This is a genomic window from Nesterenkonia populi, assembly GCF_007994735.1.
GTDB lineage: Bacteria > Actinomycetota > Actinomycetes > Actinomycetales > Micrococcaceae > Nesterenkonia > Nesterenkonia populi.
On sequence record NZ_VOIL01000001.1, the window covers coordinates 2,329,373 to 2,354,479 of the forward strand.

A 25,107-nucleotide genomic window follows, 5' to 3' on the forward strand; every position below is an offset into this window, starting at 1 on the left:
CGTGATGACGTCAGTCATGATGTCCTGTGTCGGTCACAACCTATCAAGCACGGCGGTGACCTGCCCCGGTGCGGTCAGATGCCGAGGATCGCCATGGCGATGAGGAAGTAGACGATGAGCCCAGTGGCGTCCACGAACGTGGCGATGAACGGGTTCGCGAACACCGCCGGGTCCGCGCCGATGGCTTTGCCCAGCAGCGGCATCAGACCGCCGGCCGAGGCCGCCAAGGTGCAGATTGCCAGCAGGGTCAGGCCGATCACGGAGGCGATCGCCCACCTGCTGATCTCCGGTTCGCCCGGGCCCCACAGCGCCACCAGCAGGAAGCCCAGCACCCCCAATGAAGATCCCAGGGTGACGCCGACTCTCACCTCACGCCAGAGCACCTTCAACGCATCCCTGGTCCGCACATCGCCCAGCGCCAGCGCACGCGTCACCGTGGTGGCCGCCTGGTTGCCGGTGTTGCCTCCGGTGCCGATCAGCAGCGGCACGAACAGCGCCAGGGCCGTCACCGCCTCCAGCTGCCCCTCGAAGGCGTCCAGCACCGAGACCGTCAGGGTGGCGCCCACGGCAAGCACCAGCAGCCATACGATGCGAGACTTCATGATCGTCAGGATCGGGGTGGACAGGTACGGCCGGTTCAGCGGCTCAGCACCACCGTGGCGGGCCGCGTCCTCGTTCTCCGCACGCTCAATGATGTCCAGGGCATCGTCCACGGTGAAGATGCCGACCACCCGGTGCTCCTTATCGGTGACCGGCATCGCCAGATGCTTGCGGTCCGCACAGCGGCGGGCGGCATCCTCTGCGTCATGGTCGGCGTCGACCGAGTCCGCCTCCGCCATCAGCTCGCTCACCACCGCGGCGCCGTCAGCCTTCAGCAGGTCGCGCAGAGACACCACGCCCTGCAGCATCCGGCCGGCGTCCACCACCGGCACGGTGTAGATTGTCTCTGCGTCCTCCGCCTGGGCGCGGACCTTCTCCAACGCCTGGGCAACCGTGAGCTCCTCCCGAATCGCCACGAACTCGGGGCTCATGTGACGGCCGATCGTGCCTGGGTCGTACCCCAGCACGAGGCTGGTGAGACTGCGCTCCCTCTCATCCAGGTGACGCATCATCTGCCGAGCCACCGAGGCCGGCATCTCATCCATCAGCCGGACACGGTCATCCGGGTCCAGCGACTCGAAGAAGTGCGCGACGTCGTGATCCTTCAGGCCCTCCAGGAGCTCGTGCTGCAGCGCCTCATCCAGCAGGTCGAACACCTCGACCGCGGTGTCCTTCGGCAGCATGCGGAACGCGACGGCGCGGTCCTTCACGCCCAGCCGCTCCAAGAAGTCGACGACGTCGCCCGGGTTCAGGTCATTGAGGGCAGACCGAAGCTCACGAAGCCTCTCGTCACGGATCAGGTCCGTCAGCTCGTCCAGCAGCTCTTCGGTCACGGCAATCAGCCCCCATCTCTTGGGTCGTTCAGGATCTGGTCACGCGCAGCCCCTCAAGGCGCGCGGCCGCTGACCAACGCCAAGGGGCTAACTACTGGATCGATTCACGATGTTCAGCTTACCCAAACTCTCTGTGGTCGAAGTGCTCTCAGGACCCGCATGGGTCCGCGGGCCTCAGTGCGCGAAATGACGCTGGCCGGTGAAGTACATGGTCAGGCCGGCCTCCTCGGCGGCGGCGATGACCTCCTCGTCCCGCTGGGAGCCGCCCGGCTGCACCACGGCGGACACCCCTGCCGTGATCAGGATGCCCAAGCCGTCGGCGAACGGGAAGAACGCATCCGAGGCTGCCGCCGAGCCGCGAGCGCGCTCCACGCCCTCACCGCCCAGCGTGTTGGCCCGCTGCACGGCCAGACGGCAGGAGTCCAGACGGTTGACCTGCCCCATGCCGATGCCCACCGCGGCCTGCTGCTTGGCCAGCAGGATCGCGTTGGACTTCACGCTGCGCACCGCCCGCCACGAGAACGCCAGGTCAGCCAGCACCTGCTCGTCAGCGGCCGGACCGGACACCAGCTTCCAGCTCGACGGGTCATCGCCCTCAGCGTCGATCGCGTCCGAAGCCTGCAGCAGCATGCCCCCGGAGATCTGCCGGTACTCCACCGTCTCCCGGTGGTGGCCCTCGGCCAGCTGCAGCAGCCGGAGGTTCTTCTTCTTCGTCAGGACCTCCAGGGCCTCCGGGGCAAAGGAAGGAGCGACCACCACCTCGGTGAACACCTCAGAGACGGCCTGGGCCATCTCCGCGCTCACCTCACGGTTGGCAGCGATCACACCGCCGAACGCAGACAGCGGATCCGTGGCATGCGCGGCAGCGTGCGCCGCGGCGATGCTCCCCCCTTGGGCGACGCCGCACGGGTTGGCGTGCTTGATGATCGCAACCGCCGGCTCTGAGAAGTCGAACGCCGCCCGCACCGCAGCGTCGGCGTCCATATAGTTGTTGAAGCTCATCTCCTTGCCGTGCAGCACCTTCGCCTGCGCCAGGCCCGGTGCCGCATTCGGCTCCGTGTACACGGCCGCCGGCTGGTGGGAGTTCTCCCCATACCGAAGGGACGCGGCCCGCTCCAGGGCCAGGCCGGCATACGGCGGGAACTGGGCCTTGCGACGCGAACCGGTCACCGCCGGAGGCGCCGGCAGCTCCGCGGCATCAAAGTCAGTGTCGAACTCCTGGGCCGTCCACCGGGCCACCGCCGTGTCATAGGCGGCGGTGTGGGCGAAGGCCAGTGCGGCCAGACGTTTGCGCTGCCCCAGGGAGAAGCCCCCCGCCTTCGCCGCCGCAACAGTCTCGCTGTAGCGCAGCGGGTCAACCACCACGGCCACCGAGGCGTGGTTCTTCGCCGCGGCACGCACCATCGACGGGCCTCCGATGTCGATCTTCTCCACAATCTCCTGCTCGGAGGCATCCGACGCCACTGTCTCCGCAAACGGATACAGGTTCGCCACCACCAGATCGAGGGCACCGATGCCGTGCTCCTCCAGCGTCGAGACATGCTCCGGGTTGCGACGGTCCGCGAGGATCCCGCCGTGAATCCGCGGATGCAGAGTCTTCACGCGGCCGTCCAGCATCTCCGGGAAGCCCGTGACCTCCTCCACCTGCGTCACCGGGATCCCAGCATCAGCGATCCGGGTCGCCGTCGAACCGGTGGAGACCAGCTCCACACCGGCGTCATGCAGCCCCTGGGCCAGCTCAGCGAGCCCCGTCTTGTCGAAGACGCTGATCAGCGCCCGCTTGATGGGCTGGGTGGTGTCCTTATCGCGCATGCACTGCCTCCGGCGTCGAACGGTTCCTGGCCGCGAACCAGCTTACCCGTCGAACTTGTAGCCGAGGCCTCGGACGGTCACCAAGAGCTGAGGCTTGGTGGGGTCGGCTTCGATCTTGGAGCGGAGGCGCTTGACGTGGACATCCAGGGTCTTGGTGTCGCCCACGTAGTCGGATCCCCAGACACGATCAATGATCTGACCGCGGGTCAGGACTCGGCCCGCGTTGCGGATCAGGATCTCCAGCAGCTCGAACTCCTTCAGCGGCAGGCTCACCTTCCGGCCCGCCACCTCCACACTGTGGCGCTCAATATCCATCCGAACCGGACCCGCCGCGATCGTCGAAGAGTCCTCGAACTCCGGCTCCAGGTTGCGGCGCAGCACCGCGCGCACCCGGGCCAGCAGCTCCCGGGAGGAGTACGGCTTGGTGACGTAGTCGTCGGCACCGAGCTCCAGGCCCACCACCTTGTCGATCTCCGAGTCCTTCGCCGTCAGCATGATCACCGGCACCTTGGAGCGCAGCCTGATCTGCCGGCACACCTCGGTGCCGGGCTGCCCGGGCAGCATCAGGTCCAGCAGCACCAGGTCTGCGCCCTCACGGTCGAAGACCTCCACCGCCTCATCCCCGTCAGAGGCTACGAGAGCGTCGTACCCCTCCTTCTCCAAAGTGTAGGAAAGAGCATCAGAGAATGACTCCTCGTCCTCGACGATGAGAATCCTGGTCACGCGTTTCCTCCTTCACCGCGGGTGCGAGCGGTCGAATCGTGGGGTGCGGGCATGGGTTCAGCAGGCCGCTCGGGCGGAGCGAACTGGTCATTCAAATCATCCTCAGCGCCGGCCAGGCCCGCCAGGGAGTCCAAGCCCTCATCGATCTCCGGCAGACGCACCGTGAACGTGGAGCCCTTCCCCTGCTGGGACCACAGGGCGATATCGCCGCCGTGGTTGCCGATCACATGCTTCACAATGCTCAGGCCCAGGCCGGTTCCTCCAGTCTGGCGCGACCGCGCCGCGTCCACCCGGTAGAAGCGCTCAAAGATCCGTTCCTGGTTCTCCGGGGCGATCCCCATCCCCTGGTCCGTGATGGTGACCTCAGCGACCCCGTCCGCCGAGGTCAGCCCCACCCCCACCCGGGTGCTCTCCGGAGAGTACCGCAGCGCGTTGTCGATCAGATTCCGGAACGCCATCGTCAGCTGCTCCGCATCACCATGCACCCGACGGGGCACACGCCCACCCGCCCTGATCTCAATGCGGCGCTCCTCCGCGGTCATCCGGGAGCGATCCACTGCCTCGGCCATCGCGTCGTTCAGGTCCACCGGCTTCCCAGCGTGCACCACATTCTTGCCCTGCACCCGGGACAGCTCAATGATGTCCTGCACCAGGGCGGCCAGCCGCACCGACTCCTTATGCAGCCGCTGAGAGAAGCGGCGCACCGCCTGCTCGTCATCCGCGGCGTCCTCAATGGTCTCCGCAAGCAGGCTGATCGCCCCCACCGGGGTCTTCAGCTCATGCGACACGTTCGCCACAAAATCATTCCGCACCGCCTCCGTGCGTGAGACCTCCGTGCGGTCATCGGCCAGCACCAGAATGTACTCATCGCCCAGCGGCGCCACCCGCAGGTTCACCACGATGCTCGTCTCCCCCTGCAGGCCGCGCGGCAGCTCCAGCTGCTCCTCGATGATCACACCGTCGCCGCGCACCCGAGCCGTCAGCGCCAGCACCTCCCGGTGCACCACCGTGTGTCCCCGCACCAGGCCGAACGCGTAGGCGGCAGGGTTGGCGCGCACGACGCCGTCTACCGTGTCCACCACGATGTAGCCCAGCCCCAGCGAAGCCAGCACCTCGGTGGCCCCCTCAGGCATCGAAGGCTCCTCCACGTCCACGTCGGCGGCGCGCTGACGCTCACTCACCCGGAAGGCGTACATGCACGCCACACCGAGCGCCAGGCCGACGATCAGCGCGAGGGCCGCAATGAGCAGGGAGTCCACAGCCCCCAAGCTTAGGGGTCTGCTCGCCCGCGCACTGCAGCCGCGTCGACCAGCGACCAGATATTCACCAGAAGTTCACCTGTATTTCAGCCTCCGCCCCGCGCCGCGTTCACCTGAGGCCACCACCGTGAGAGCCAGCACCCTGAACGGCTCCACTGTAAGGACTCCCCCGATGCGCAAGCTCTTCCAAGAAGACCTCCACAACCTCGGCGACAAGCTCCACGAGGCGGCGGTCCTGGTGCATCAGGCCATGGACAAGGCCTACCGTGCCTTTGAGACCGTCAACGTGCACCTCGCCGAAGAGGTCATCGCCGGCGACCGGGAGATCGACCGGCTCCAGGCCCAGCTGGACGAGAAGGCCATCGAGCTGCTCGCCCTCCAGGGCCCTGTCGCTTCAGATCTGCGACTGGTGGTCGGCGCGCTGCGGATGTCCGCCTCGCTGGAACGCATGGGCGACCTCGCCCGGCACATCGCCCAGATTGTACGGCTGCGCTACCCCGAGCATGCTTCCGAGCGTGCCCTCAGGGGCGTCTACCAGCAGATGGCGGAGAAGGACATCCTCATCGCCAAGAAGCTCGTCGAGCTGCTCCTCACCCGGGACCCGCAGCTGATCAGCGAGATCGAAGCCCTCAACGAGCAGATCAACCAGCTGCACGCCGGAGTCTTCACCACCATCGCCTCCGACGAGTGGACGGCGCGGGGTGCCGCCAGCGCCGACGCCGCCCTGACCTCCCGTTACTTCGAACGCTTCGCCGACCACGGCGTCTCCGTGGCCCGCAAGGTGGAGTTCCTCAACACCGGGGCGCTCAACCCGCGCTGAGCCTCCTCACCGAGAGGCCAATCTGTGCAGCATCAGCCCCGCTTCTGCCCCTGAACACTGCGCATATTGGCCGCTCAGACCCAGAGGAAAGCGCGAGGCTCTACTTCTTGCCCTGGTCGGCGACGGCCTGGATAGCGCCCTCGGCAGCCTCCGGGTCCAGGTAGGCACCGCCGGCGGTGAGAGGCTTCAGGCTCTCGTCCAGCTCGTAGTGCAGGGGGATGCCGGTGGGGATGTTGACCCCGGCGATGTCCTCGTCGCTGATGCCGTCCAGGTACTTCACCAGGGCGCGCAGGGAGTTTCCGTGGGCGGCGAGCAGCACGGTCCTCCCGGCCTTCAGGTCCGGGACCACGGACTCCTCCCAGTAGGGCAGGAACCGCTCGACGACGTCGGCGAGGCACTCGGTCTTCGGCGGGGACTGCAGGTCCGCGTAACGAGGGTCGCCGGCCTGGGAATAGGGGTCGGCGTCGTCGATCTCCGGGGGCGGAGTGTCGAAGGAGCGCCGCCAGGTCATGAACTGTTCGTCGCCGTAGGTCTCGCGGATCTCCGCCTTGTCCTTGCCCTGCAGGGCGCCGTAGTGACGCTCGTTGAGCCGCCAGTCGCGCTTCACCGGGATCCAGAGGCGGTCAGCGGCCTCCAGCGCGAGGTGGGAGGTGGTGATGGCGCGCTGAAGCAGGGAGGTGTGCACGACGTCGGGCAGCAGGCCCTTCTCGTTGAGCAGCTCGCCGCCGCGGGCAGCCTCGGCCCGCCCGGTCTCGGTCAGCTTCACATCCACCCAGCCGGTGAAGAGGTTCTTCTCATTCCACTCGGACTGGCCGTGGCGCAGCAGGATCAGGTTGTAGGCCATTGCGGGCTCCTTGGCGTTCTCAGGTTGCAGGGCGTGCTGTGATCAGGACACTTCCGGGTTGACGTCAGCCAGGTAGACGGTGGCCATCACCGCGGCGGCCACTGGGAAGAGCAGGGTGAAGGGTCCGAAGCCGAGCAGCCCCAGCAGTGCCAGCAGGCAGGCGCCGCCGGTCATCGCCATCCAGAACGACTTGGTGCGCTTGAACGCGATCTCGAACCGCTGGGCGTCCTTGGACAGGCACTTCACCAGCGCGACGATCGCCACGACGAGGATGACGAGGGCGAAGAGCTGGTAGAGCAGGCCTTGGATGGTCGTCACCCAGATCCAGATGGGGGCTACGGCGAGCTGGCTGGTCAGCGCGAGGGCATCAATCATGATGCGACCATCCTATCCATTCGGCGCCCGACGGCGGATAGGCTGTCCGGGTGAGAATCCTGCAGGACGACGCCGGCACCGCCCGGACCGGGCTCTTCATCGCTCTCGAGGGCGGGGAGGGCGCCGGCAAGACGACCCAGCTGAGGCTGCTGCGGGACTGGCTGACCGAGGCGGGGCACGACGTCGTGCTCACCCGCGAGCCCGGCGGCACCGAGATCGGCGAGCGCATCCGCACGCTGCTGCTGGAGCACGGGCAGGGCGAGGTGGACCCGCGCACTGAGGCCCTGCTGTTCGCCGCCTCCCGGGCCGCACATGTGGCGCAGAGGATCCGGCCGGCGGTGGCTGCCGGACAGCTGGTGCTCACCGACCGGTTCGTCGACTCGTCCCTGGCCTACCAGGGCGCCGGGCGTGGGCTCGGCGTGGACGCGGTCGCCCGGGTCAACGAGTGGGCCACCGCGGGGCTGGTGCCGGATCTGACGGTGCTCCTGGATGTGAACCCGTCCGTGTCCCGGTCCCGGCGCGAGGCCCGCGACGGCGGCAGGCCCGGAGACCGGATCGAGTCGGCTGAGGACGCCTTCCACGCTCGCCTGCGGGAGGCGTTCCTCGAGCGAGCCGCGGCCGCCCCGGGCCGATACCTCGTGCTGGACGGCACCCAGGCGCCCGATGCCGTGCACGCCCGCATCCGCGAGGCGATGGAGCCGATGCTCGATGACTGAGCCGGTAAGAGCCGAGGGCGGACCGGCGACGGGGGTGTTCTCCGAGCTGGTCGGGCAGGCCGCCGTCGTCGAGCAGCTGCAGACCGCGGTGGCGGCTGTTCCCGCGCACGCCTGGCTGTTCACCGGACCCCCCGGCTCCGGCCGGTCCAACGCTGCCCGCGCCTTCGCCGCGGCCCTGAACTGCGAAGCCGGGGGCGGCTGCGGAGAGTGTCGGAGCTGCCAGCTGATCATGGGCGGGACCCACCCCGCGGTGTCCATGGTGTCCACCGAGAACGTCACCTACCGGATCGAGGATGTCCGGGAGCTCGTCGGCACCGCGCAGGACCGCCCCCAGGGAGCGAACTGGCGGGTCATCGTCATCGAGGACGCCGACCGGATGACTGAGCGGGCCACGAACGTGCTGCTCAAAGCGATCGAGGAGCCTCCGCCGCAGACCGTCTGGGTCCTCTGCGCCCCCTCCCCCGCCGACGTACTGGTCACCATCCGGTCCCGGTGCCGGCTGGTGAGCCTGCGCATCCCGCCCTCCGACGCCGTCGCGAAGCTGCTGGTGGAGCGCGACGGGCTCAGTCCCGAGCAGGCCTCCTTCGCCGCCCGGGTCTCCCAGAACCACGTGGGAGTGGCCCGCCGGCTGGCCCGCGACCCTGAGGCGCGCAAACGCCGCGAGCACGTGGTCTCGCTGCCGCTGAGGGTCGCCAGCGCATCCACCGCCGTGCTCGCCGCCGGGGAGCTGGTCAGCATCGCCCAGACCGAAGCCGACGCCGACGCGGAGACCCGTCTGGCTGAGGAGACCGCCGCGCTGCGCCGCTCCCTCGGCCTGGAGCCGAAAGAGAAGATTCCGGCGAAGCTGCGCGCCCAGTTCAAGCGCCTTGAGGATGAGTCCTCCCGCCGGGCCAAGCGCGCAGTGCATGATGCTCTGGACCGAACGCTGGTCGACCTGACCGCGGTGTGCCGGGACGTGCTGGCCATCAAGCTCGGCGGCGGCGAGGCCGGCGCAGCCGAGCTCATCAACGGCCACCTGCGCGAGCAGCTGGTCGACTACGCGGGGCGGCTCAGCGCCGAGCAGGCCTTGGAGTGCCTCGACGCCCTCAATTCCGCCCGCGAACGGATCGCGGGAAACGTCCCTCCCCAGCTTGCCATGGAGGCGATGATGATGCAGCTGATCCCCAGGAGGTCCACCGGTGCATGAACGCCCTCGTCCGTCCGTCCGCTGGGCCGCTTCGGCCCTGCTCCTCGCCTTGGGGCTCTCCGCCTGCGCCGGACCGGGCGACGATGAGCCGGAAGACGGCCCTGCCGGCACGCAGGAGGCGCCCGGCGCAGCTGAGGAGGCGGGGGAGGATGACGAGCGTCTCTCCGAGTTCTACGACCAGGAGCTGACCTGGGAGGACTGTGGGACGGGGATGCAGTGCACCGACGTCGCCGTGCCCGTGGACTACGAGGATCCTGAGGACGGATCCCTGGAGCTCGCCGTCGTCGCAGACTCCACCGACCCTGAGCTCGACTATGTGCTCACCAATCCCGGCGGCCCCGGCGAATCCGGCGTTGACATGGTCACCGAGCAGCTCAGCGGGACCGTCAGCGAAGAGGTCCGGGACCAGCTGAACGTGGTCGGCTTCGATCCGCGCGGAGTGCACCGCTCCGAGGGGGTGGAGTGCATGACCGACGAAGAGATGGACGAGTACCGCGAGCTGGAGGACGATCCGGAGCTCGACGCCGACACTGCCTTCGGCGAATCCCAGGAGCAGGCCGCTGAGATCGGCGAGCAGTGCGCAGAGCGCACCGGAGACCTCCTTGCCCACGTGGACACCTTCTCCGCGGCGCGGGACATGGACATCATCCGCGGCGCCCTGGATCAGAATGAGCTGCACTATATGGGCTTCTCCTACGGCACCAAGCTCGGAATGGCCTACGCGGAGCTGTTCCCCGAGCAGGTGGGCCGGTTCGCCCTGGACGCGATGATGGATGTGACCAACGGCGCCCACGAGCTCACCGTGGCCCAGGGGGTCGGCTTCGAGGACGCGCTCGAAGGGTTCGCCGAATGGTGCGTGGAGGACGAGCAGTGCCCCATCGCAGGCACGCCGGAGGACGTGGTGGAGACCGTCCAGCAGATGTTCGCCGACGTCGACGAGGAGCCTGTCACCGTGGAGCCCGAGGGCCGGACCGTGAACGCCTCCATGCTCGTCAGCGGGTTCATCGCACCCATGTACTCCCCAGAGGGCTGGCCGCACCTCGCCGAGGGCCTGCAGCTGGCCCTGGAGGAGGATGACTATTACGCGTTCATGTTCTGGGCGGACCAGCAGGCCGGCCGCACCCCCGCTGGGGAGTACGACTGGATGTCCTCCTGGGCCTTCCGCTCCGTGATGTGCCTGGACTATGAGATGGCCTCCGAGCAGGAGGAGATCGAAGCCGAGCTCGAGGAGCTCACCGAGCAGGCTCCCACCTTTGGTCCCTACCTCGGTCATTCCGGGGTGCTCTGCTCCGAATGGCCGCATGAGCCCGTCTCCGACGGCTGGGAGCCCGGCTCCATCGCCGGCAGGGAGCTCCCCGAGATGCTGATGGTCGGCACCACCGGCGACCCCGCCACTCCCGTGCAGTGGGCTGAGCAGATGCACGAGGCCGTTCCGGCGTCGTCGCTGATCACCTACGAGGGCGAGGGGCATGTGGCCTACCGTCCCGGCAACGAGTGCGTGACCGACATCGTCGACGCATGGCTGGTTGAGGGGGAGCTGGACAACGGCCGGCACAGCTGCTGAACGAACACCCCCTCCCGCTCGCAGGCCCTGGGAGGCCGCTCGCATCCGGGACTCAGCCGCTGCGAAACATTTTCTACACACTGTAGAAAAGTGACGCATCTCGCATTACAATAAGAGTACCGGCGGCGGTGCAGCCGCCCTCGAGGACAGGCCCCTCCGCCGGCGGTTTCAGCCCTGAGCCCAAGGAGGCAGCATGAGAAACTCCGAGATCCCCACCCAGAGCAGCGCCATTCCCTTCCGCCTCTCCGACCGCCCCTTGGGGGTGGTGGTCGGATTCGACGGCTCCGAGCAGGCCAAGCTTGCCCTGCACTACGGTGCCCGAGCAGCCCAGCGGCGCAACGCTCCGCTGACCGTGGTCCACGCGTACAAGCTGCCGTCCCACATCTATACGACCCTGCCGGCCATCCCGGAGGTCCCTGAGGACGCCGTCACCCGGCAGGCTGCCGAGAAGACCCTCGACCAGGCGCGCGACTACCTCGACGAATATCCCGGCGAGGTCACCTACCGGACGGATCACGGCGACGCAGCCGGCATCCTGGTCACCCTCTCCGAGTCCGCGCACCTGATCGTGCTCGGCGGGCGCGGCCGCGGCGGGTTCCTGGGCCGCATCCTCGGATCGGTCTCCTCAGCAGTGCCGGGCCATGCCAAGGCTCCCACCGTGGTGGTGCCCAAGAGCTATGCGGCCGCCGTCGCCGATGCCGACGACCCCTTCGCCCCGGTGAAGGACGAGGAGGCTCCCGTGGTGGTGGGCCTGGACGGCTCGAGCCAGTCCCGGGTGGCCGCCCTGCAGGCAGCAGAGGCCGCCGACTCCCGCAGCACCCGGCTTCACCTGCTGCTGACCCTGCCGCCCCTGGGCGACACTCTCGAGTGGTACCCAGGCGTGGGGCCCAGCGACAACAGCGCCGTACGGCGTCGCGTCGACGAGCTCAAGGCCCACATGGAGCGGGAGGCCGAATGGCTGGGCGGCCACTACCCCAACCTGCGGATCACCACCGGCGTGGAGTCCGGTACGCCGGTGGGCACGCTCGCCCTCGCCAGCGAGAAGGCGCAGCTGACCGTTGTCGGCACCCGCGGCCGGGGTGCGGTCGCCAGCGCCCTGATGGGCTCCACATCCCGCGGCGTGCTCCTGTCAGCCCACGGACCGGTGATGGTCGTGCCGGACCTTGAGGATGAGCGGGTCGCCGACCAGCCCACGTCGACCGTCTGAACGGACGGTCGCCCCGCGGAGCGGAGCGCCGCGCGGATGAGCTAAGATAGTTCACCGCGCGGCGCATTCGCATGCGCGCACGCCTCCATAGCTCAGCTGGTAGAGCATTCCACTCGTAATGGAAAGGTCACCGGTTCAAATCCGGTTGGAGGCTCCATACACAAGAGCCGTAGATCCCCGTCATAACAAGGGAGCGGAGCGTTTCGGCCTTATAACCTTCATGTCGCATGCGGCTCGGGTGTTGCCGAAGGTGTTGCCTTCAATGTGACGACGCTATGACTGCCTATGGGTGGTCTACGCGCAATATTTCGGTTGCAGCCGGCGCTCCACATTGCGCCGGACGAGGACCAGCAGGCCATCCCAAAGGTGCTTTATCAGCAGATGCTCTCGGCGCATCAGGCCACCTACGGGGAGGCCCCGAGTGTGAAGATGCGGGGTTACCTGCGGAGGCAGGCTGAGGCGATGGTGCGTGATTTGGGGATGCGGCGGAGCCTGGGTGCTCAGGCTGAAGACAAGGTGGACACCGGCGAGTACATGGCCCGGCCGGTCGAAGAGGCGTGGGAGGAGGAGCGGCGCCGCCGTGGTGTGGGTCGACTCCGTCATTACGCCAGCAGGCGTGCCGCCGACGGAAACGTCGTCGTCCTAGAATCAGGGCGGTCCGCAACATACGAAAAGAGGCCCCCACCACCAGCGTGAGCCAGTGATGGGGGCCTGAAACGTCGGATCAACGGCACTAGACACAAAGAATGCGCCCCCACCCAGCCGAAACCAGGTGGGGATGTTCCCAGGATCAGCGCCCAGGTTTGCGACAAGATCACCGGTAGCCCGGGCCACCACGTAGCGTCCACACATAGGCCAAGAGTAGTGCCGGCATGGTTCAAGGACGAGGCGAGGAGTTTACGAGCTCTCAGCAAGCCACAGTGCGTGCTCGAAGTGGCTCAGGCTCTCCGCTCCGCGGGGATTCGCCTGCCAAGCGGCGTTGACGAGAGATACAACCTCATTGGTGGGCATCTTCCGGGTCTCGTCGTCATAAGCATGTCGAGCAACGAACCGAGTGAGGAGCGTGTCCGCTTTGATGCCCGGGACCCCTAGATTCATCACGAAGTAGTCGAAGGTCACTCGGCCTAGGCCGTGCACCTGCACGTACGCTCCCTGTAGTTCATCGAGCCGCTCAGTTGTGAACTCCGCGGAGCTCCGAACACTGGGGTCCAGGGCCATGAAATTGTGCGCTGCCTCGATTACACACTCGCTCTTGTAACGCTGGCTAGTCTTGCCGTTGCCCATAATGCCGCGCAGGCGCTCTTCACCGAGGTCAATGAGCGCGGCAAGATCATTCGCGACTTCCGAGTGCCGGGCTTTAAGATCCTTCACCCGGTTCAGGACACCGCGCTCCGGGTGCTCCGAATCGTACGTCGCCTGTATGGAGTAGACGGCATCAACGAGTGCCACACTGATTTCACCGGGCCAGCCGCCCCTATATGCCTGGAAGAACTCATCATCGAGTTCTGCTATGGCATCAAGCAAAGCATCCATACGCGGTTCCGCCGCAGTCTCTGTCATAGCAGAATCGTACATTCAGGCAGTGACACGGATTACGCCGTGGATAGACTCACCCTCATGCTCCGGTTCCAGTGAAGGAGGTGTGGGAGCACGAGTGCAAGGGGGTCCCGGAGCCACAGCGCCGCTGGCGTCAGGTGCAGATCCTGCGGTCCAAGCCGTTGCCGCTTGGTGGCTACCGGCAGATGACGCGTTCATGTGAACGCAGTATCCGCATCCCAGGATTGGTGGGTTCGACGTGGGACCTGCAGGACTCCTTAAGAGTGCTCATTCAGGCGTCCCACGATTTTAGGAACCGTAAAAAATGACTCTATAAAATGCAAAAAGCCGCCCCACCCAGACCTATGTCCAGATGGGGCGACTTCTTGATAGCCTGCGCGCAAGGTAGCCGAGCATAGGGTGTTCGACCTGGCTACTCCCCCACGATTGCGGGGATGCAGGCCATCGCGCAGTTACTGATGGGCCTGTTCGTCGACCTCGTTACATGCCCTGCTCGGTGCCCTGGCCCATGAGCTTGCTGCCTGGCTGCTCAGATGGACAAGCCTCCCACGGAGCTCCCGGCCTAGCGGCCTTCGCTGAGGTCGACAACGTCGCGGTCGCCTACGGGTTCTTCAAGCTCGACGTCGATGGCCCCGAAGAAGGCATCAGCTGTGCACATTTCCACGCCTTCACGCATGCCGCTGATCACGGCGACGGCCACCTCGTCCTCGGTCTCCTCCACTTCGTACTGCAGCCCGTTACAATTTGGGTTGCCCATGACGACGGAGAACCGGACGACGTTGTCGTCGATTTCCTCATAGTCTGCCCACTCCACATAATGCAGTGACGAGAGCTCTTCGACAGGCTCTTGCACCTCGCCCTGAGGCCACTCCTCCCCAGGCATCTCCTCTGTACTATCCCGATGACTGCCTGTCGAGTCGGTGTTGTCATGTGTCGGGGAGGCTTCGGGCTCGGGTGTTGTGGTGTCTTCCGCTCCCGGCGTTGAGGAATCCGCTTCTGCTCCACCGCATGCAGTGAGCACGAGTATTCCTGCCCCAACTGCACTGACTGTTGTACGTAGCAGAGGCCTTGAAGTACTCATCTCTCCACGGTAACGCGATGAGACCCGCATCCCAATGGAAATCGATGGAGGCTCCCCCTCACCTTCAGTCGAGGGCGCTCTCTGCCTCATTCAGGCAGTCCAGCACCTGATCGGCGCGCCGCTGCACGGCGGGGACGTCAGAGTGGTGAAGCCTGACCATTGCCTCTGCCTCGGCTGTGGTCGCCACATGGTTTGCCGCCCGAGAGAGCGCGGCGTGGAGGTCGCGCGCCTCGCCGGGGATCTGCAGAGACTCACCCGGCCAGCGCTCGTTGGCCCTGCGGCACAGCTCATAGACAGCGGGCAGCTGGTCTGCCAGCTGGTCTCCGATGACGACGAGCTGGTTGTGCACGGCGTCATCCTCCACCCCGGCGAGAATCTGGTGGTAACGATCCAGGCCGCGCTCGAAGCGGTCGTGGGCCCGACGCCAGAGTCCGGCGCCGAGGTCCTTCTCCTTGCGGCGGGCTTGGCGACGGCCGGCGAGCAGTCCGGGCGGGATGATCTTCATAACGGCTGAGAGTCTATATGTCGCGTATAGTGGTGCGCTGGCGTTCACGCCGTGGTGCGGTGTCCGAGCGGCCGAAGGAGACGGTCTTGAAAACCGTTGGGCGGCAACCCCGTCCCGTGGGTTCGAATCCCACCCGCACCGCTCTTCTGCCTTGGGCCCTACGACTGGTCTTTGAAGACCGTGAGGAAGCGATGGGCCTCCTCCTCGGTCAGCGGGGAGTTGGCGGCGAGGAGGTTGGCGGCCTCGTCCACATGGTCGTCACGCAGCAGCGCATAGAGCTGATCATGCACCCAGGGCTCCAGGTCCTCATGGGAGAGGGTGATCTTCTCCTCACCGCGCTGAACCTCAAGGTGGAACCCCGCCGGCTCATCCTCCTGCTCCTGCGCAGTCCAGTCATCCGGGATGGTCAGCTCCGCGTCCGGGTCGAAGCCCGACTCGCGCATCAGCTCACGGGCCCGAGCGTCCACATCCTCATCCTCAGGCTGCGCCGGCGTCCCGCCCGGGATATCAGGGATGTTCTGCTCGTTCTCCCCGATGATCTCCCCGGTGTTCGGGTCCGCCTCAGCCAGCGGCCCCTCATCGTTCAGGGCCTCCTCCTCGAACGGGCTGACCTCGGCGTCGTCGCGGACCGCGTCGATGGAGTCCTCCAGGTACTCCTCCTCCACCGACTCATCATCCAGCGGAAGCTCCTCGTCCAGCCGCAGCTGGGACGGGGACGGCTGCGGGTACTCGTTCAGCGCATGGATGGCCAGCACCGCATCACGCAGCCCCACCCCGGTGAACTCCTTGTACGCAGCCATCGCCTCGCGCCCGCTCCCGCCGGCGATGTGCTTGTACACGGCCTTGTGCTGGTCGTCGGACAGCGCCAGCGCAGCCTCGCGGGCGGCGCGCGGAGTGATCTCCTGCTGGAGCTTCTGAGCCACCTTGGGCGCCTGCCGCTGCGCGAACAGGCGAAGGCCAAGAAAGATCAGTACGCCGAGGACCAGGAGGAGCACAATTTCTGGCATTCCTCCATTCTACGCGCGCACCCCTCCCCTGTGCCGGTGCGCCTAAGATGGGCGGGTGAGCATCGATCTGAGCGAATCCTTCAAGGCCTACGACGTCCGCGGTCTCGTGGGAGAGACCATCACCGCCGAGTCCGTCCGCGCCGTCGGCGCCGGGTTCGTCGACGCCCTGCGACTGGCCGGCCAGCGGGTGCTGGTCGGCGGGGATATGCGCTCCACATCAGCCGAGTTCATCGAGGCGTTCACCGAGGGCGCCACCGCTCGCGGCGCCAACGTGACCCAGCTGGGCCTGATCTCCACCGACATGCTCTACTTCGCCTGCGGCAGGCTCAACGCTCCCGGCGTGGTCTTCACCGCATCCCACAACCCCGCCGGGTACAACGGCATGAAGATGGCCAAGGCAGGCGCAGTCCCCATCGGCGCGGACACCGGCCTGGAGGACATCCGTGTGGTCGCCCAGGCCCACCTCGACACCGGCGAGCTCCCCGTGCTGGGCGAACCCACCGCGGTCGACGCAGAGAACCTCCTCACCGACTACGCCGCCTACCTGCGCGAGCTGGTCGACCTCACCGGAATCCGCCCTCTGAAGGTCGTGGTCGATGCGGCCAACGGCATGGCGGGCCTGACCACCCCGGTGGTGCTTGGGGACGAGAAGCTCAGCTCTCTGCCGCTGGAGATCACCCCGATGTACTTCGAGCTCGACGGCACCTTCCCCAACCATCCCGCCAACCCGCTGGAGCCGGAGAACCTCCGTGATCTGCAGAAGGCCGTGGTGGAGCACGGCGCGGACATCGGGCTTGCCTTCGACGGCGACGCCGACCGGTGCTTCGTCATCGACGAGAGGGGCGAGCCCGTCTCTCCCTCGGCGGTGACCGCGCTGGTGGCCCGCCGGGAGCTCGCCCGCGCCAGGGCCTCCGGGGAGGCGGAGCCTGCCATTGTGCACAACCTCATCACCTCCAAGGCTGTGCCCGAGCTGGTCGAGGCCGAGGGCGGACGGGCTGTGGAGACCCGCGTGGGGCACAGCTTCATCAAAGCCGTCATGGCCTCTGAGGCTGCGGTCTTCGGCGGAGAGCATTCCGCCCACTACTACTTCCGGGACTTCTGGAACGCCGACACCGGGATGCTGGCAGCCATGCATGTGCTGGCCGCCCTCGGCGAGCAGGAGCAGCCGCTCAGCGAGCTGGCCCGGGAGTTCAGCCCCTATTTCGCCTCCGGGGAGATCAACTCTGAGGTGGAGGACAAGGAGGGCGCGATGGCCGGGGCGGAGGCCGCCTTCGAGGCCCGCGACGTGGTCCTGGACCGGATGGACGGGCTGCGTGTGCAGGCCAGCGACGGCACCTGGTGGTTCAACCTGCGCCCCTCCAACACCGAGCCGTTCCTGCGGTTCAACGGCGAGGCGAAGACCAGGGATCAGATGGAGGCCGTGCGTGACGAGGTGCTCGGCCTCGTGCGCGGCTGAGCCGCCGTCAGCCTTCAGCACCTCCTGAACCGTCCAGGAAACATGCTGTTCACACAAATACTCAATAAGTGGACATTAAAAATTAATCCACCTTCTTGCTTATCAGCAGAGTGGTGTGCACATCTGAACCTTGGCACCGATTCTCCTGCCGCTATGGCACCAGGCGCAGCTATTATTCGTGCAGATGCACTGCGCAGAGCATCCGAACCTGTTCGTGGACCATTGATTCCCGCCCCCGGCACGCTTAGGTTCATCCCATCACTCACGCACTGAAGGAATGAGCCCCGCATGAACCTCTACCGGCGCCTCGATGCCCACCTGCAGAAGCACTCCGAGACCGGAGACCCGGTTCCCGGAAGCCTCGGGGGCGGGCGCATCTTCATGATCTGGCTGGCCGCGAACCTCGTGGTCACCACGATGCTCACAGGCACCCTCTTCGTCCCCGGCGTCGACTACTCCACCGCAGCCCTCAGCATCATCGCCGGCACCCTCCTGGGCGCGATCGTGCTGATCACCGTGGGCTCCATCGGCACCCGCACGGGCCTGGCCACCATGGCGCTCACCCGTGCCCCGTTCGGGCTGCGAGGATCGATGCTCCCGGTGGCCGCGAACATCATCATCCTCATGGGCTGGTCCTGGGTGCAGGCGATGCTCGCCGGCATCACCGTGGACCACCTGATCTCCGCCTACACGGAGGCAGCGTCGAACCCCATCCTGTGGTCGGTGATCTGCCAGAGCATCGTGGTCGCCCTCGCGATCTTCGGGCACCAGGGCATCGCGAAGGTGGAGCCCTGGCTGGCGGTGCTCATCCTGGGACTGATGGCCTACGTGTTCTACACGGCGCTGTCCTCCTTCGGGATCGCCGACTTTGAGGCGCTGCCGACAGACCAAGCCCTCGGGCTCGACGGCGTGGCGGTCCTCGACATCGTCATCTACACCGCCATCTCCTGGACCGTGCTCTCCGCCGACCTGAACCGGTTCGCGCGCTCTCCCAAGGCCGGTGCAGCCGGCGCGGGCCTTGGCTACACGACGTCGACCACCCTTGCGATGCTCATGGGCCTCACAGGGATCTCCTACTTCCTCGCCGGCGGGGAGGAAGCCGCCGAGTTCGACCCCACCCCCTTCGTCGACAGCTTCGGCACTGTGGTGGCGCTGGTCATCTTCCTGTCAGTGATGGCGACCAACACGATGGTCGTCTACGGGATGACCACCTCCGCAGTCACCTCCCACACCGGCCGGCACCTGCGGCTGCGATTCCTGCCCACTGCCCTCACCCTCGGCGCAATCAGCGTGATCGGCTCCACCTGGATGGCTCTGCTGGACGCCTTCGCGGACTTTCTGGCGCTGATCGGGGCCTTCTTCATCCCCGTGTTCGCGATCATGATCGTGGACTACTTCATCATCCGCCGCCTCTCCTACGGCCGGGACATCCTGAGCTCCCACGGCGGCGCCTACTGGTTCACCAACGGGGTCAACTGGCCGGCCATGGTGGTCTGGGCCATCGGCGCGGCAGCCACCTACGTGTGGGGCTACCTCTGGATTCCGCCGGCGGTGGGCTCAGCGATCCCCGCATTCCTTCTCTCCGCGGGCCTCTACCTGGCGCTCTCCTGGAAGCGCCGCGGGGCCCGTCAGGAGTCCGGCGCCGCGCTGGAGGGGTCCCGCTGAGCATGCGCGAAGAACTGGCCGAGCAGCTCATCCACGCCCTGCAGCAGGACGGGCGCGCCAGCTACAACGAGCTGGCCGCCCGGCTGGACGCGCCCCGGAACCTGGTCTCCACCACGGTCAGGCGGCTTCTGAGCACCGGCCAGCTGCGCATCGTGGCGACCGCGGCGCACAGCGCGGCCGGGCACCACGTGCTCGCCCACGCGGCGATCCGCTGCACCCCGCACGCCCACGGGGTGATCGGGCCGCTGATGGCCAGGGAGGATGTGCCGCTGGTCTCCGCGGTCACCGGCGCGCACGATGTCGTGGCTGAGCTGCGCGCCCCCGACGTCGCCTCCCTTCACGAGGTGCTCCGCAGCATCCGCGCACACCCGGAGGTCGCCACCACGGCAGTGACCCTCTACCACCGAGTGGTGAAGTCGGCGTTCAGCACCCATCCCTCCGGGGACGGCACTCTGGACAGGACCGACATCGCACTGTTCGAGCTGCTGCGCAGCGACGGGCGGATGAGCTTCAACGACCTCGCCGCCCGCATCCGCCTCTCCCCCACCGCGGTGCGCACCCGCATCCGTCGCATGCAGGAGGCCGGGCTGCTGCGCGTCAGCGCGCTCATCCCCCACACTCCCCAGTCCGGGCGCGTGAAGGTGGGGGTGGGCCTGAGCCTCAGCGGCGACGATGCCGAAGCGGTCGAGACCATCGTGGCGATGCCGGAGGTCGAGTTCGCCGCCGAGGCACTGGGCCGGTTCGACCTGATCGCCACCCTGAACTCCTCCGACCCGGCAGAGATCGCCGGGCGGCTCGAAGATCTGCGCGCTCTGCCCCAGGTCCGGCATATGGAGACCTGGATGCACGTGCGCACCCATAAGGAGGACTACTCCGAGCCGATGGCCGGCCGTTCCGTTCCCCCGCACCCGACAGACAGGACGCCGCAGTGAGCGCAGGATTCCGCACCCAGGACCCCCGCACCGACGAGGTGCTGCAGCGCTTCAGCACCGCCGCCGATGAGCAGATCGATGAGGCCGTGGCATCCTCCGCGGCCGCCTACGCCGACTGGAGCCGGCGGGGCATCGACGAGCGCGCCGGCATCGCCCACCGGATCGCCGACCTCTTCCAGGAGCGCGGGACCGAGCTGGCGCGCCTGGCCGCCCTTGAAATGGGCAAGCCGCTGGACCAGGCATGCGAGGAGATCACCGAATGCGTGGACATCTTCCGCTACTACGCGGAGAACGGTCCCGAACTGGCCGCCGGCAAGATCATCGCCGACGACGCCGAGCGCCGCGCGGTCATCCAGCATCTGCCGCTGGGCCCCCTGCTGGGGATCATGCCGTGGAACTTCCCCTACTACCAGGTGGCCCGGTTCGCCGCCCCCAACCTGGTGCTGGGCAACACCATTCTGCTCAAGCACGCGGAGACCGTCCCGCAGTGCGCCCTGGCCATCGAGGCGCTGCTGCACGACGCCGGTCTCCCCGCCGGCGCCTACCGGAACGTCTTCGCCGCTCATGAGCAGGTCGAGCAGATCATCGCCGACGAACGGGTCCACGGGGTCTCCCTGACCGGCTCGGAGCGGGCCGGCTCCGCTGTGGCCTCTTTGGCCGGCAAGCACCTGAAGAAGGTGGTGCTGGAGCTCGGCGGATCGGACGCGCACATCTACCTCCAGGTCGACGACGTCGCCGCCGCGGCCCGCCAGGCCTGGGAGGGGCGCCTGTTCGTGATGGGGCAGGCCTGCACCTCCAATAAGCGGCTCATCGTCCACGAGGACTATGCCGAGGAGTTCCTCGCCGAGCTGAGCCGCGCCGCCGATGAGCTCACCCCTGGGGACCCGCTGAACCCCTCCGAGAGCAGCTGCTACCCGCTCTCATCCGTTGCCGCCGCAGACCAGGTCCGTGAGCAGATTGCCCGGGCCGTGGAGCAGGGCGCTGTCCTGCACGCCGGCGGCGAGCGACCGGAGACACCGGGGGCCTGGCTGCGCCCAGCGGTGATCAGCGGGGTCACCGAGGAGATGGACCTGTACCGGGAGGAGGTCTTCGGGCCGGTGGCGGTGGTCTGGGCCGTGCCGGACGAGGAGGCCGCGGTGCGGCTGGCCAACGATTCTCCGTACGGTCTGGCGGGTGCGGTGTTCTCCGCCGACCAGGAGCAGGCGCTGCGGGTCGCCCAGCAGCTGGAGGTGGGCATGGCGAACGTCAACGTCGCGGGCTCCGAGATGGCTGAGATGCCCTTCGGCGGGGTGAAGCGCTCCGGGTTCGGCCGGGAGCTGGGCCCCTTGGGGATGGACGAGTTCGCCAATAAGCGCCTCCTGTACGTCAACCGATAGGAAGAGAGACACACCATGACTGAGACACCCTCGGGAGACGGCGCCCCAGTCGGCCCGCGCGACTCCACCCAGGTTCCCCGGTACGCAGGGCAGGCCAACTTCGCCCACCTGCCCCACCTGGACGAGGTCGGCGAGGCGGACATCGCGGTCGTCGGCATCCCCTTCGACACCGGGGTGAGCTTCCGGCCGGGAGCCCGGTTCGGCCCCACCCATGTGCGGGACTCTTCCCGGCTTCTGCGGCCCTACAACCCGGCCCAGGGGGTGTCTCCGTTCGGCGTGCAGCAGGTGGCCGACGCCGGAGACATCGTCGCCAACCCGTTCGACCTGGACGAGGCGCTTGAGCAGATCAGCGCCGGAGCCTCCGAGCTGCTGAAGCGGGCCGGTCGGGTGGTCACCATCGGCGGGGACCACACCATCGCCTATCCGCTGCTGAAGACCATGTATGAGAAGCACGGCCCGGTGGCGGTGCTGCACGCCGACGCCCATCTGGACACCTGGGACAGCTACTTCGGCGCCCCGGTCACCCACGGCACCCCGTTCCGCCGGGCCTCCGAGGCCGGGTTCATCGACCTGACGGCCAGCGCCCACCTCGGCATCCGAGGACCGCTCTACGGCGAGCATGACCTCGAGGAGGACGAGCGGCTGGGCTTCGAGGTGACCACCACTGAGTTCGTGGAGGAGCATGGGGTTCCCGCGGCGGTGAAGCGCCTGCGGGACCGCGTAGGCGACAGGCCGGTCTACGTCTCCATCGACATCGACGTGCTGGATCCCGCCCATGCCCCGGGCACCGGCACCCCCGACGCCGGCGGGCTCACCACCCGGGAGATGCTGCGGATCATCCGCTCCCTCACTGACCTGAACATCGTCGGCGCAGACGTTGTAGAAGTCTCGCCTCCCTACGACCACGCCCAGCTGACCGGGATCGCCGCCGCCCATGTGGTCTATGAGCTGATCTCGGCCATGGCACCGCGCGGCAGCTGAGCCCGTCGGCGGACCTCGTGCACGCGCGGGCTCCGCCCCCTTCGCCCCACCTCACCCAAGGAGCCAGTGATGACCCAGCCCCTGACGATGCTCAGCCCGGACTTTCCCTTCAGCTACGACTGTTACCTCGCCGGCCCGCAGGGGCTCGGGACGCTGCCCGCGGAGAAGCACGGCACCGAAGTGGCGGTGATCGGTGCCGGGGCGGCCGGGGTGGTCGCCGCCTACGAGCTGATGAAGATGGGCCTGAGACCCGTCATCTATGAGGCCGGCAGCATCGGGGGGCGGCTGAAGACCGAGTCCTTCGACGCCGCCCCCGATGTGGTCGCTGACCTGGGCGGGATGCGCTTCCCCACCTCCGGGCGGGCCTTCTACCACTACGTGGAGCTGCTGGGACTCCAGACCCAGGAGTTCCCCAACCCGCTCTCGCCGGCCGCCCCCTCCACTGTGATCGAGCTGAAGGGCGAGTCGATCCGCGCCGAGACCGCGGCGGACCTCCCCGAGTTCTATACGGAGGTCGCCGAGGCGTGGAAGAGGGCGCTGCGCGAGGAGGCCGAGCTCGACGCCGTGCAGCGGGCCATCCGGGAGCGCGATGCCAGCAGGCTCAAGGATCTCTGGAACCAGCTGGTCAGGAAGTACGACGACCAGTCCTTCTACGCGTTCCTCGCGAACTCGGCAGCATTCAGGCACCTGACCTATGAGCACTTGGAGACCTTCGGGCAGGTCGGCTTCGGCACCGGCGGCTGGGACACCGATTTCACCAATTCCATCCTCGAGGTCCTCCGGGTGGTGTTCACCGACGCCGACGACAACCACCGCAGCATCGTCGGCGGGGCCCAGCGCCTGCCCGTGGAGCTCTGGCACCACTCCCCCGCCCACATGGCGCACTGGCCTGCCGGAACCTCGCTGGCCTCTCTGCACGGCGGGGCGCCACGGGGCGCGGTCACCGGCATCCGCCGCGGCCAGAGCCCTGACCTGCCCAGCGGCGGGATCTCCGTGACGGAGAAGTGGGGCCGCAACCAGGTGTTCGCCGCAGCCGTGGTGACCTGCCAGTCGTGGCTGCTCTCCTCCCGGATCGACACCGACGAGGCGCTGTTCACCCCGTCGATGTGGCGGGCCATCGAGAAGAGCCACTACATGCTCTCCTCCAAGACCTTTGTGATGGTCGACCGGCCCTTCTGGCGGGACACCGACCCGGAGACCGGCCAGCCGAAGATGTCGATGACCCTCACCGACCGGCTTCCCCGGGCCACCTACCTGCTGGAGAACCCCCATCAGGAGCCCGGCGGATCCGACCGACCGGCGTCGATCCTGCTCTCCTACACCTGGAACGACGATGCTCTGAAGTGGCTGGCCCTCGACGCATCCGAGCGCACCCGCCTGATGCTGCACTCCCTGCACAAGATCTACCCGGGCCTGGACATCGGCTCCCACATCATCGGTGAGCCCCTCACCGTCTCCTGGGAGGCCGACCCGAACTTCATGGGCGCCTTCAAGAACAACCTCCCCGGGCACTACCGGTACCAGGAAAGGCTCTTCGGCCACTTCGTCCAGGACAGGCTGCCCGATCACCAGCGCGGCATCTTCCTCGCCGGCGACGACATCTCCTTCACCGCCGGCTGGGCCGAAGGCGCGGTGACCACGGCGCTCAACGCGGTCTGGGGCGTGATGCACCACCTGGGCGGGGCCACAGACCCGCACAACCCGGGCCCCGGGGACCAGTGGGAGGAGCTGGCCCCCGTACTGCTGGAGAGCACTGCGCCGCGCGGCACGGCAGAATAGGGCCATGACACGGATCGCGCTGCTGCAGGCGCAGGCGGAGCCTCTGGACATAGGGGCCAACCTCGCCGCCGTGGAGCGCGCGGCCGCCCAGGCCGCTGAGGCCGGGGCGGAGCTGCTGCTGACCCCGGAGCTGTTCGTCACCGGCTACGTGCCGGCCCGCATCCGCGCAGAGGTCCCCGCCGAGGCCGTGCGTGCCGCCGAGGAGCAGCTGTCCGGAATCGCCCGGGAGCACCGGATCAGCATGGTCCACAGCCTTCCGGGGCCCGAATCCCCCGGGGGCCGCGGGATCGCAGCTGTCCTGACGGACCAGCAGGGGCAGAGCCTGCTCCGGCATCAGAAGGTCCAGCTCTTCGGCCCCGAGGAGAAGTCAGCCTTCGTTCCCGGCGCGGAGCGTCCGCCTGTGGCGGAGCACCTGGGCCGCAGGATCGGGCTGCTGATCTGCTATGAGGCAGAGTTCCCTGAGATGGTGCGTGCGGCCGTCGCCCAAGGCGCCGACCTGCTGCTGGTCCCCACCGCGCTCTCCGGCGACCGCGCCGTCGTCGAGATTCTCCTGCCGGCCCGCGCCCGGGAGAGCCGTGCGGCCATTGCGTATGCGAACCACTGCGGCAGGGAGGAGGGGCTGAGGTTCGACGGCGCCAGCGTGGTTCTGGACGCGGACGGGTCGGTGCTCTCCCGAGCCGGGGAGCAGCCGGATCTGCTGCTGGCCCAGGTTCCGGCCCCTGCTGGCCCGGGCCCGGAGGGGCCCTGGTACCTGGAGGACCGTCGGGCGGATCTGCACCGCCGTTGGCTCTGAGCCGACGCATATTCCCAGCTTCTAAGGAGGCAGCGT

The 25,107-nt window shown here is 67.6% G+C and carries 23 protein-coding genes and 2 tRNA genes; 15 read left to right on the forward strand and 10 right to left on the reverse strand.

Translation table 11 applies throughout. The annotated features are described in order from the left end of the window. Positions 1–74 precede the first annotated feature (74 nt). The 4 genes from mgtE to FWJ47_RS10900 form a co-directional block, all read right to left on the reverse strand. Positions 75–1,433 (reverse strand): magnesium transporter, encoded by a 1,359-nt coding sequence (mgtE, locus tag FWJ47_RS10885; RefSeq protein WP_147108096.1) that lies wholly within the window; start codon positions 1,431–1,433, stop codon positions 75–77. Positions 1,434–1,607: 174 nt separating this feature from the next. Next, complete coding sequence (gene purH, locus FWJ47_RS10890) at positions 1,608–3,245, reverse strand: bifunctional phosphoribosylaminoimidazolecarboxamide formyltransferase/IMP cyclohydrolase (protein ID WP_147108098.1); 1,638 nt, start codon at positions 3,243–3,245, stop codon at positions 1,608–1,610. Between the two features lie 42 nt (positions 3,246–3,287). Next, positions 3,288–3,968, reverse strand: coding sequence for a response regulator transcription factor (locus FWJ47_RS10895; RefSeq protein ID WP_147108101.1), 681 nt, complete (start codon positions 3,966–3,968; stop codon positions 3,288–3,290). Then, positions 3,965–5,227, reverse strand: coding sequence for a sensor histidine kinase (locus FWJ47_RS10900; protein ID WP_147108104.1), 1,263 nt, complete (start codon positions 5,225–5,227; stop codon positions 3,965–3,967). The genes FWJ47_RS10895 and FWJ47_RS10900 overlap by 4 nt, the downstream gene beginning before the upstream one ends. A 172-nt stretch (positions 5,228–5,399) precedes the next feature. On the opposite strand from FWJ47_RS10900, the gene phoU reads away from it, so the two are divergent. Next, on the forward strand, positions 5,400–6,047 hold the full coding sequence (gene phoU / locus FWJ47_RS10905; RefSeq protein WP_147108107.1) for a phosphate signaling complex protein PhoU: 648 nt from the start codon (positions 5,400–5,402) through the stop codon (positions 6,045–6,047). Positions 6,048–6,147: 100 nt separating this feature from the next. On the opposite strand, the gene FWJ47_RS10910 is transcribed toward phoU, so the two are convergent. Both FWJ47_RS10910 and FWJ47_RS10915 read right to left on the reverse strand, forming a co-directional pair. After that, a complete protein-coding gene (locus FWJ47_RS10910; RefSeq protein WP_147108110.1) occupies positions 6,148–6,891 on the reverse strand; it encodes a phosphoglyceromutase in 744 nt (247 codons plus the stop codon). A gap of 42 nt (positions 6,892–6,933) precedes the next feature. After that, a complete protein-coding gene (locus tag FWJ47_RS10915) occupies positions 6,934–7,266 on the reverse strand; it encodes a DUF2516 family protein (protein ID WP_147108113.1) in 333 nt (110 codons plus the stop codon). Positions 7,267–7,316: 50 nt separating this feature from the next. Between FWJ47_RS10915 and tmk the strand changes: the two genes are divergently transcribed. From tmk to FWJ47_RS10945, 6 genes are all read left to right on the forward strand, one after another. Continuing rightward, positions 7,317–7,982 carry a dTMP kinase gene (gene tmk, locus FWJ47_RS10920; protein WP_246126276.1) on the forward strand — a complete coding sequence of 222 codons (666 nt, stop codon included), beginning with the start codon at positions 7,317–7,319 and terminating at the stop codon, positions 7,980–7,982. Then, on the forward strand, positions 7,975–9,168 hold the full coding sequence (locus FWJ47_RS10925; RefSeq protein ID WP_147108117.1) for a DNA polymerase III subunit delta': 1,194 nt from the start codon (positions 7,975–7,977) through the stop codon (positions 9,166–9,168). The genes tmk and FWJ47_RS10925 overlap by 8 nt, the downstream gene beginning before the upstream one ends. After that, complete coding sequence (locus FWJ47_RS10930) at positions 9,161–10,732, forward strand: alpha/beta hydrolase (protein ID WP_147108120.1); 1,572 nt, start codon at positions 9,161–9,163, stop codon at positions 10,730–10,732. Before FWJ47_RS10925 ends, FWJ47_RS10930 begins: the two co-directional genes overlap by 8 nt. 193 nt (positions 10,733–10,925) lie before the next feature. Continuing rightward, on the forward strand, positions 10,926–11,939 hold the full coding sequence (locus tag FWJ47_RS10935; protein WP_147108122.1) for a universal stress protein: 1,014 nt from the start codon (positions 10,926–10,928) through the stop codon (positions 11,937–11,939). An 81-nt stretch (positions 11,940–12,020) separates the two neighbouring features. Then, positions 12,021–12,096, forward strand: a tRNA-Thr gene (locus tag FWJ47_RS10940). Positions 12,097–12,251: 155 nt separating this feature from the next. After that, positions 12,252–12,635 (forward strand): hypothetical protein, encoded by a 384-nt coding sequence (locus FWJ47_RS10945; protein WP_147108125.1) that lies wholly within the window; start codon positions 12,252–12,254, stop codon positions 12,633–12,635. Between the two features lie 201 nt (positions 12,636–12,836). Here FWJ47_RS10945 and FWJ47_RS10950 read toward each other — a convergent pair whose 3' ends face one another. The 3 genes from FWJ47_RS10950 to FWJ47_RS10960 form a co-directional block, all read right to left on the reverse strand. Beyond that, positions 12,837–13,499 (reverse strand): hypothetical protein, encoded by a 663-nt coding sequence (locus FWJ47_RS10950; protein WP_147108128.1) that lies wholly within the window; start codon positions 13,497–13,499, stop codon positions 12,837–12,839. A 559-nt stretch (positions 13,500–14,058) separates the two neighbouring features. Continuing rightward, positions 14,059–14,379 (reverse strand): hypothetical protein, encoded by a 321-nt coding sequence (locus FWJ47_RS10955; protein WP_170228564.1) that lies wholly within the window; start codon positions 14,377–14,379, stop codon positions 14,059–14,061. Between the two features lie 262 nt (positions 14,380–14,641). Further along, entirely contained in the window at positions 14,642–15,082 is a 441-nt protein-coding gene (locus tag FWJ47_RS10960; protein ID WP_147108134.1) for a hypothetical protein, read from the reverse strand. 53 nt (positions 15,083–15,135) lie between these two features. Between FWJ47_RS10960 and FWJ47_RS10965 the strand changes: the two genes are divergently transcribed. Then, positions 15,136–15,223, forward strand: a tRNA-Ser gene (locus FWJ47_RS10965). 17 nt (positions 15,224–15,240) lie between these two features. Here FWJ47_RS10965 and FWJ47_RS10970 read toward each other — a convergent pair. After that, positions 15,241–16,089 (reverse strand): hypothetical protein, encoded by an 849-nt coding sequence (locus tag FWJ47_RS10970; RefSeq protein WP_147108137.1) that lies wholly within the window; start codon positions 16,087–16,089, stop codon positions 15,241–15,243. Positions 16,090–16,144: 55 nt separating this feature from the next. On the opposite strand from FWJ47_RS10970, the gene FWJ47_RS10975 reads away from it, so the two are divergent. From FWJ47_RS10975 to FWJ47_RS11005, 7 genes are all read left to right on the forward strand, one after another. Beyond that, positions 16,145–17,545 (forward strand): phosphomannomutase/phosphoglucomutase, encoded by a 1,401-nt coding sequence (locus tag FWJ47_RS10975; protein WP_147108140.1) that lies wholly within the window; start codon positions 16,145–16,147, stop codon positions 17,543–17,545. A gap of 288 nt (positions 17,546–17,833) precedes the next feature. Further along, positions 17,834–19,210, forward strand: coding sequence for a purine-cytosine permease family protein (locus tag FWJ47_RS10980; RefSeq protein WP_147108143.1), 1,377 nt, complete (start codon positions 17,834–17,836; stop codon positions 19,208–19,210). A 2-nt stretch (positions 19,211–19,212) separates the two neighbouring features. After that, complete coding sequence (locus FWJ47_RS10985) at positions 19,213–20,142, forward strand: Lrp/AsnC family transcriptional regulator (protein WP_147108146.1); 930 nt, start codon at positions 19,213–19,215, stop codon at positions 20,140–20,142. Next, complete coding sequence (locus tag FWJ47_RS10990; protein ID WP_147108148.1) at positions 20,139–21,518, forward strand: NAD-dependent succinate-semialdehyde dehydrogenase; 1,380 nt, start codon at positions 20,139–20,141, stop codon at positions 21,516–21,518. Before FWJ47_RS10985 ends, FWJ47_RS10990 begins: the two co-directional genes overlap by 4 nt. Before the next feature lie 15 nt (positions 21,519–21,533). Beyond that, positions 21,534–22,499, forward strand: coding sequence for an agmatinase (speB, locus tag FWJ47_RS10995; RefSeq protein ID WP_147108150.1), 966 nt, complete (start codon positions 21,534–21,536; stop codon positions 22,497–22,499). A 69-nt stretch (positions 22,500–22,568) separates the two neighbouring features. Continuing rightward, entirely contained in the window at positions 22,569–24,278 is a 1,710-nt protein-coding gene (locus FWJ47_RS11000; protein ID WP_147108152.1) for a flavin monoamine oxidase family protein, read from the forward strand. A 4-nt stretch (positions 24,279–24,282) separates the two neighbouring features. Then, on the forward strand, positions 24,283–25,071 hold the full coding sequence (locus FWJ47_RS11005) for a nitrilase-related carbon-nitrogen hydrolase (protein WP_147108155.1): 789 nt from the start codon (positions 24,283–24,285) through the stop codon (positions 25,069–25,071). The last annotated feature ends 36 nt before the right edge of the window (positions 25,072–25,107 follow it).

What these genes read in the sequence shown, in the direction of transcription:
- FWJ47_RS10960 (WP_147108134.1), bottom strand. Translation starts at nt 15,082, where the DNA reads ATGAAGATCATCCCGCCCGGACTGCTCGCCGGCCGTCGCCAAGCCCGC.
- FWJ47_RS10985 (WP_147108146.1), top strand. Translation starts at nt 19,213, where the DNA reads ATGCGCGAAGAACTGGCCGAGCAGCTCATCCACGCCCTGCAGCAGGAC.
- speB (WP_147108150.1), top strand. Translation starts at nt 21,534, where the DNA reads ATGACTGAGACACCCTCGGGAGACGGCGCCCCAGTCGGCCCGCGCGAC.
- FWJ47_RS10970 (WP_147108137.1), bottom strand. Translation starts at nt 16,089, where the DNA reads ATGCCAGAAATTGTGCTCCTCCTGGTCCTCGGCGTACTGATCTTTCTT.
- FWJ47_RS11000 (WP_147108152.1), top strand. Translation starts at nt 22,569, where the DNA reads ATGACCCAGCCCCTGACGATGCTCAGCCCGGACTTTCCCTTCAGCTAC.
- FWJ47_RS10955 (WP_170228564.1), bottom strand. Translation starts at nt 14,379, where the DNA reads ATGCCTGGGGAGGAGTGGCCTCAGGGCGAGGTGCAAGAGCCTGTCGAA.
- FWJ47_RS10915 (WP_147108113.1), bottom strand. Translation starts at nt 7,266, where the DNA reads ATGATTGATGCCCTCGCGCTGACCAGCCAGCTCGCCGTAGCCCCCATC.
- FWJ47_RS10950 (WP_147108128.1), bottom strand. Translation starts at nt 13,499, where the DNA reads ATGACAGAGACTGCGGCGGAACCGCGTATGGATGCTTTGCTTGATGCC.
- FWJ47_RS10935 (WP_147108122.1), top strand. Translation starts at nt 10,926, where the DNA reads ATGAGAAACTCCGAGATCCCCACCCAGAGCAGCGCCATTCCCTTCCGC.
- FWJ47_RS10925 (WP_147108117.1), top strand. Translation starts at nt 7,975, where the DNA reads ATGACTGAGCCGGTAAGAGCCGAGGGCGGACCGGCGACGGGGGTGTTC.
- FWJ47_RS11005 (WP_147108155.1), top strand. Translation starts at nt 24,283, where the DNA reads ATGACACGGATCGCGCTGCTGCAGGCGCAGGCGGAGCCTCTGGACATA.
- FWJ47_RS10910 (WP_147108110.1), bottom strand. Translation starts at nt 6,891, where the DNA reads ATGGCCTACAACCTGATCCTGCTGCGCCACGGCCAGTCCGAGTGGAAT.
- FWJ47_RS10980 (WP_147108143.1), top strand. Translation starts at nt 17,834, where the DNA reads ATGAACCTCTACCGGCGCCTCGATGCCCACCTGCAGAAGCACTCCGAG.
- purH (WP_147108098.1), bottom strand. Translation starts at nt 3,245, where the DNA reads ATGCGCGATAAGGACACCACCCAGCCCATCAAGCGGGCGCTGATCAGC.
- phoU (WP_147108107.1), top strand. Translation starts at nt 5,400, where the DNA reads ATGCGCAAGCTCTTCCAAGAAGACCTCCACAACCTCGGCGACAAGCTC.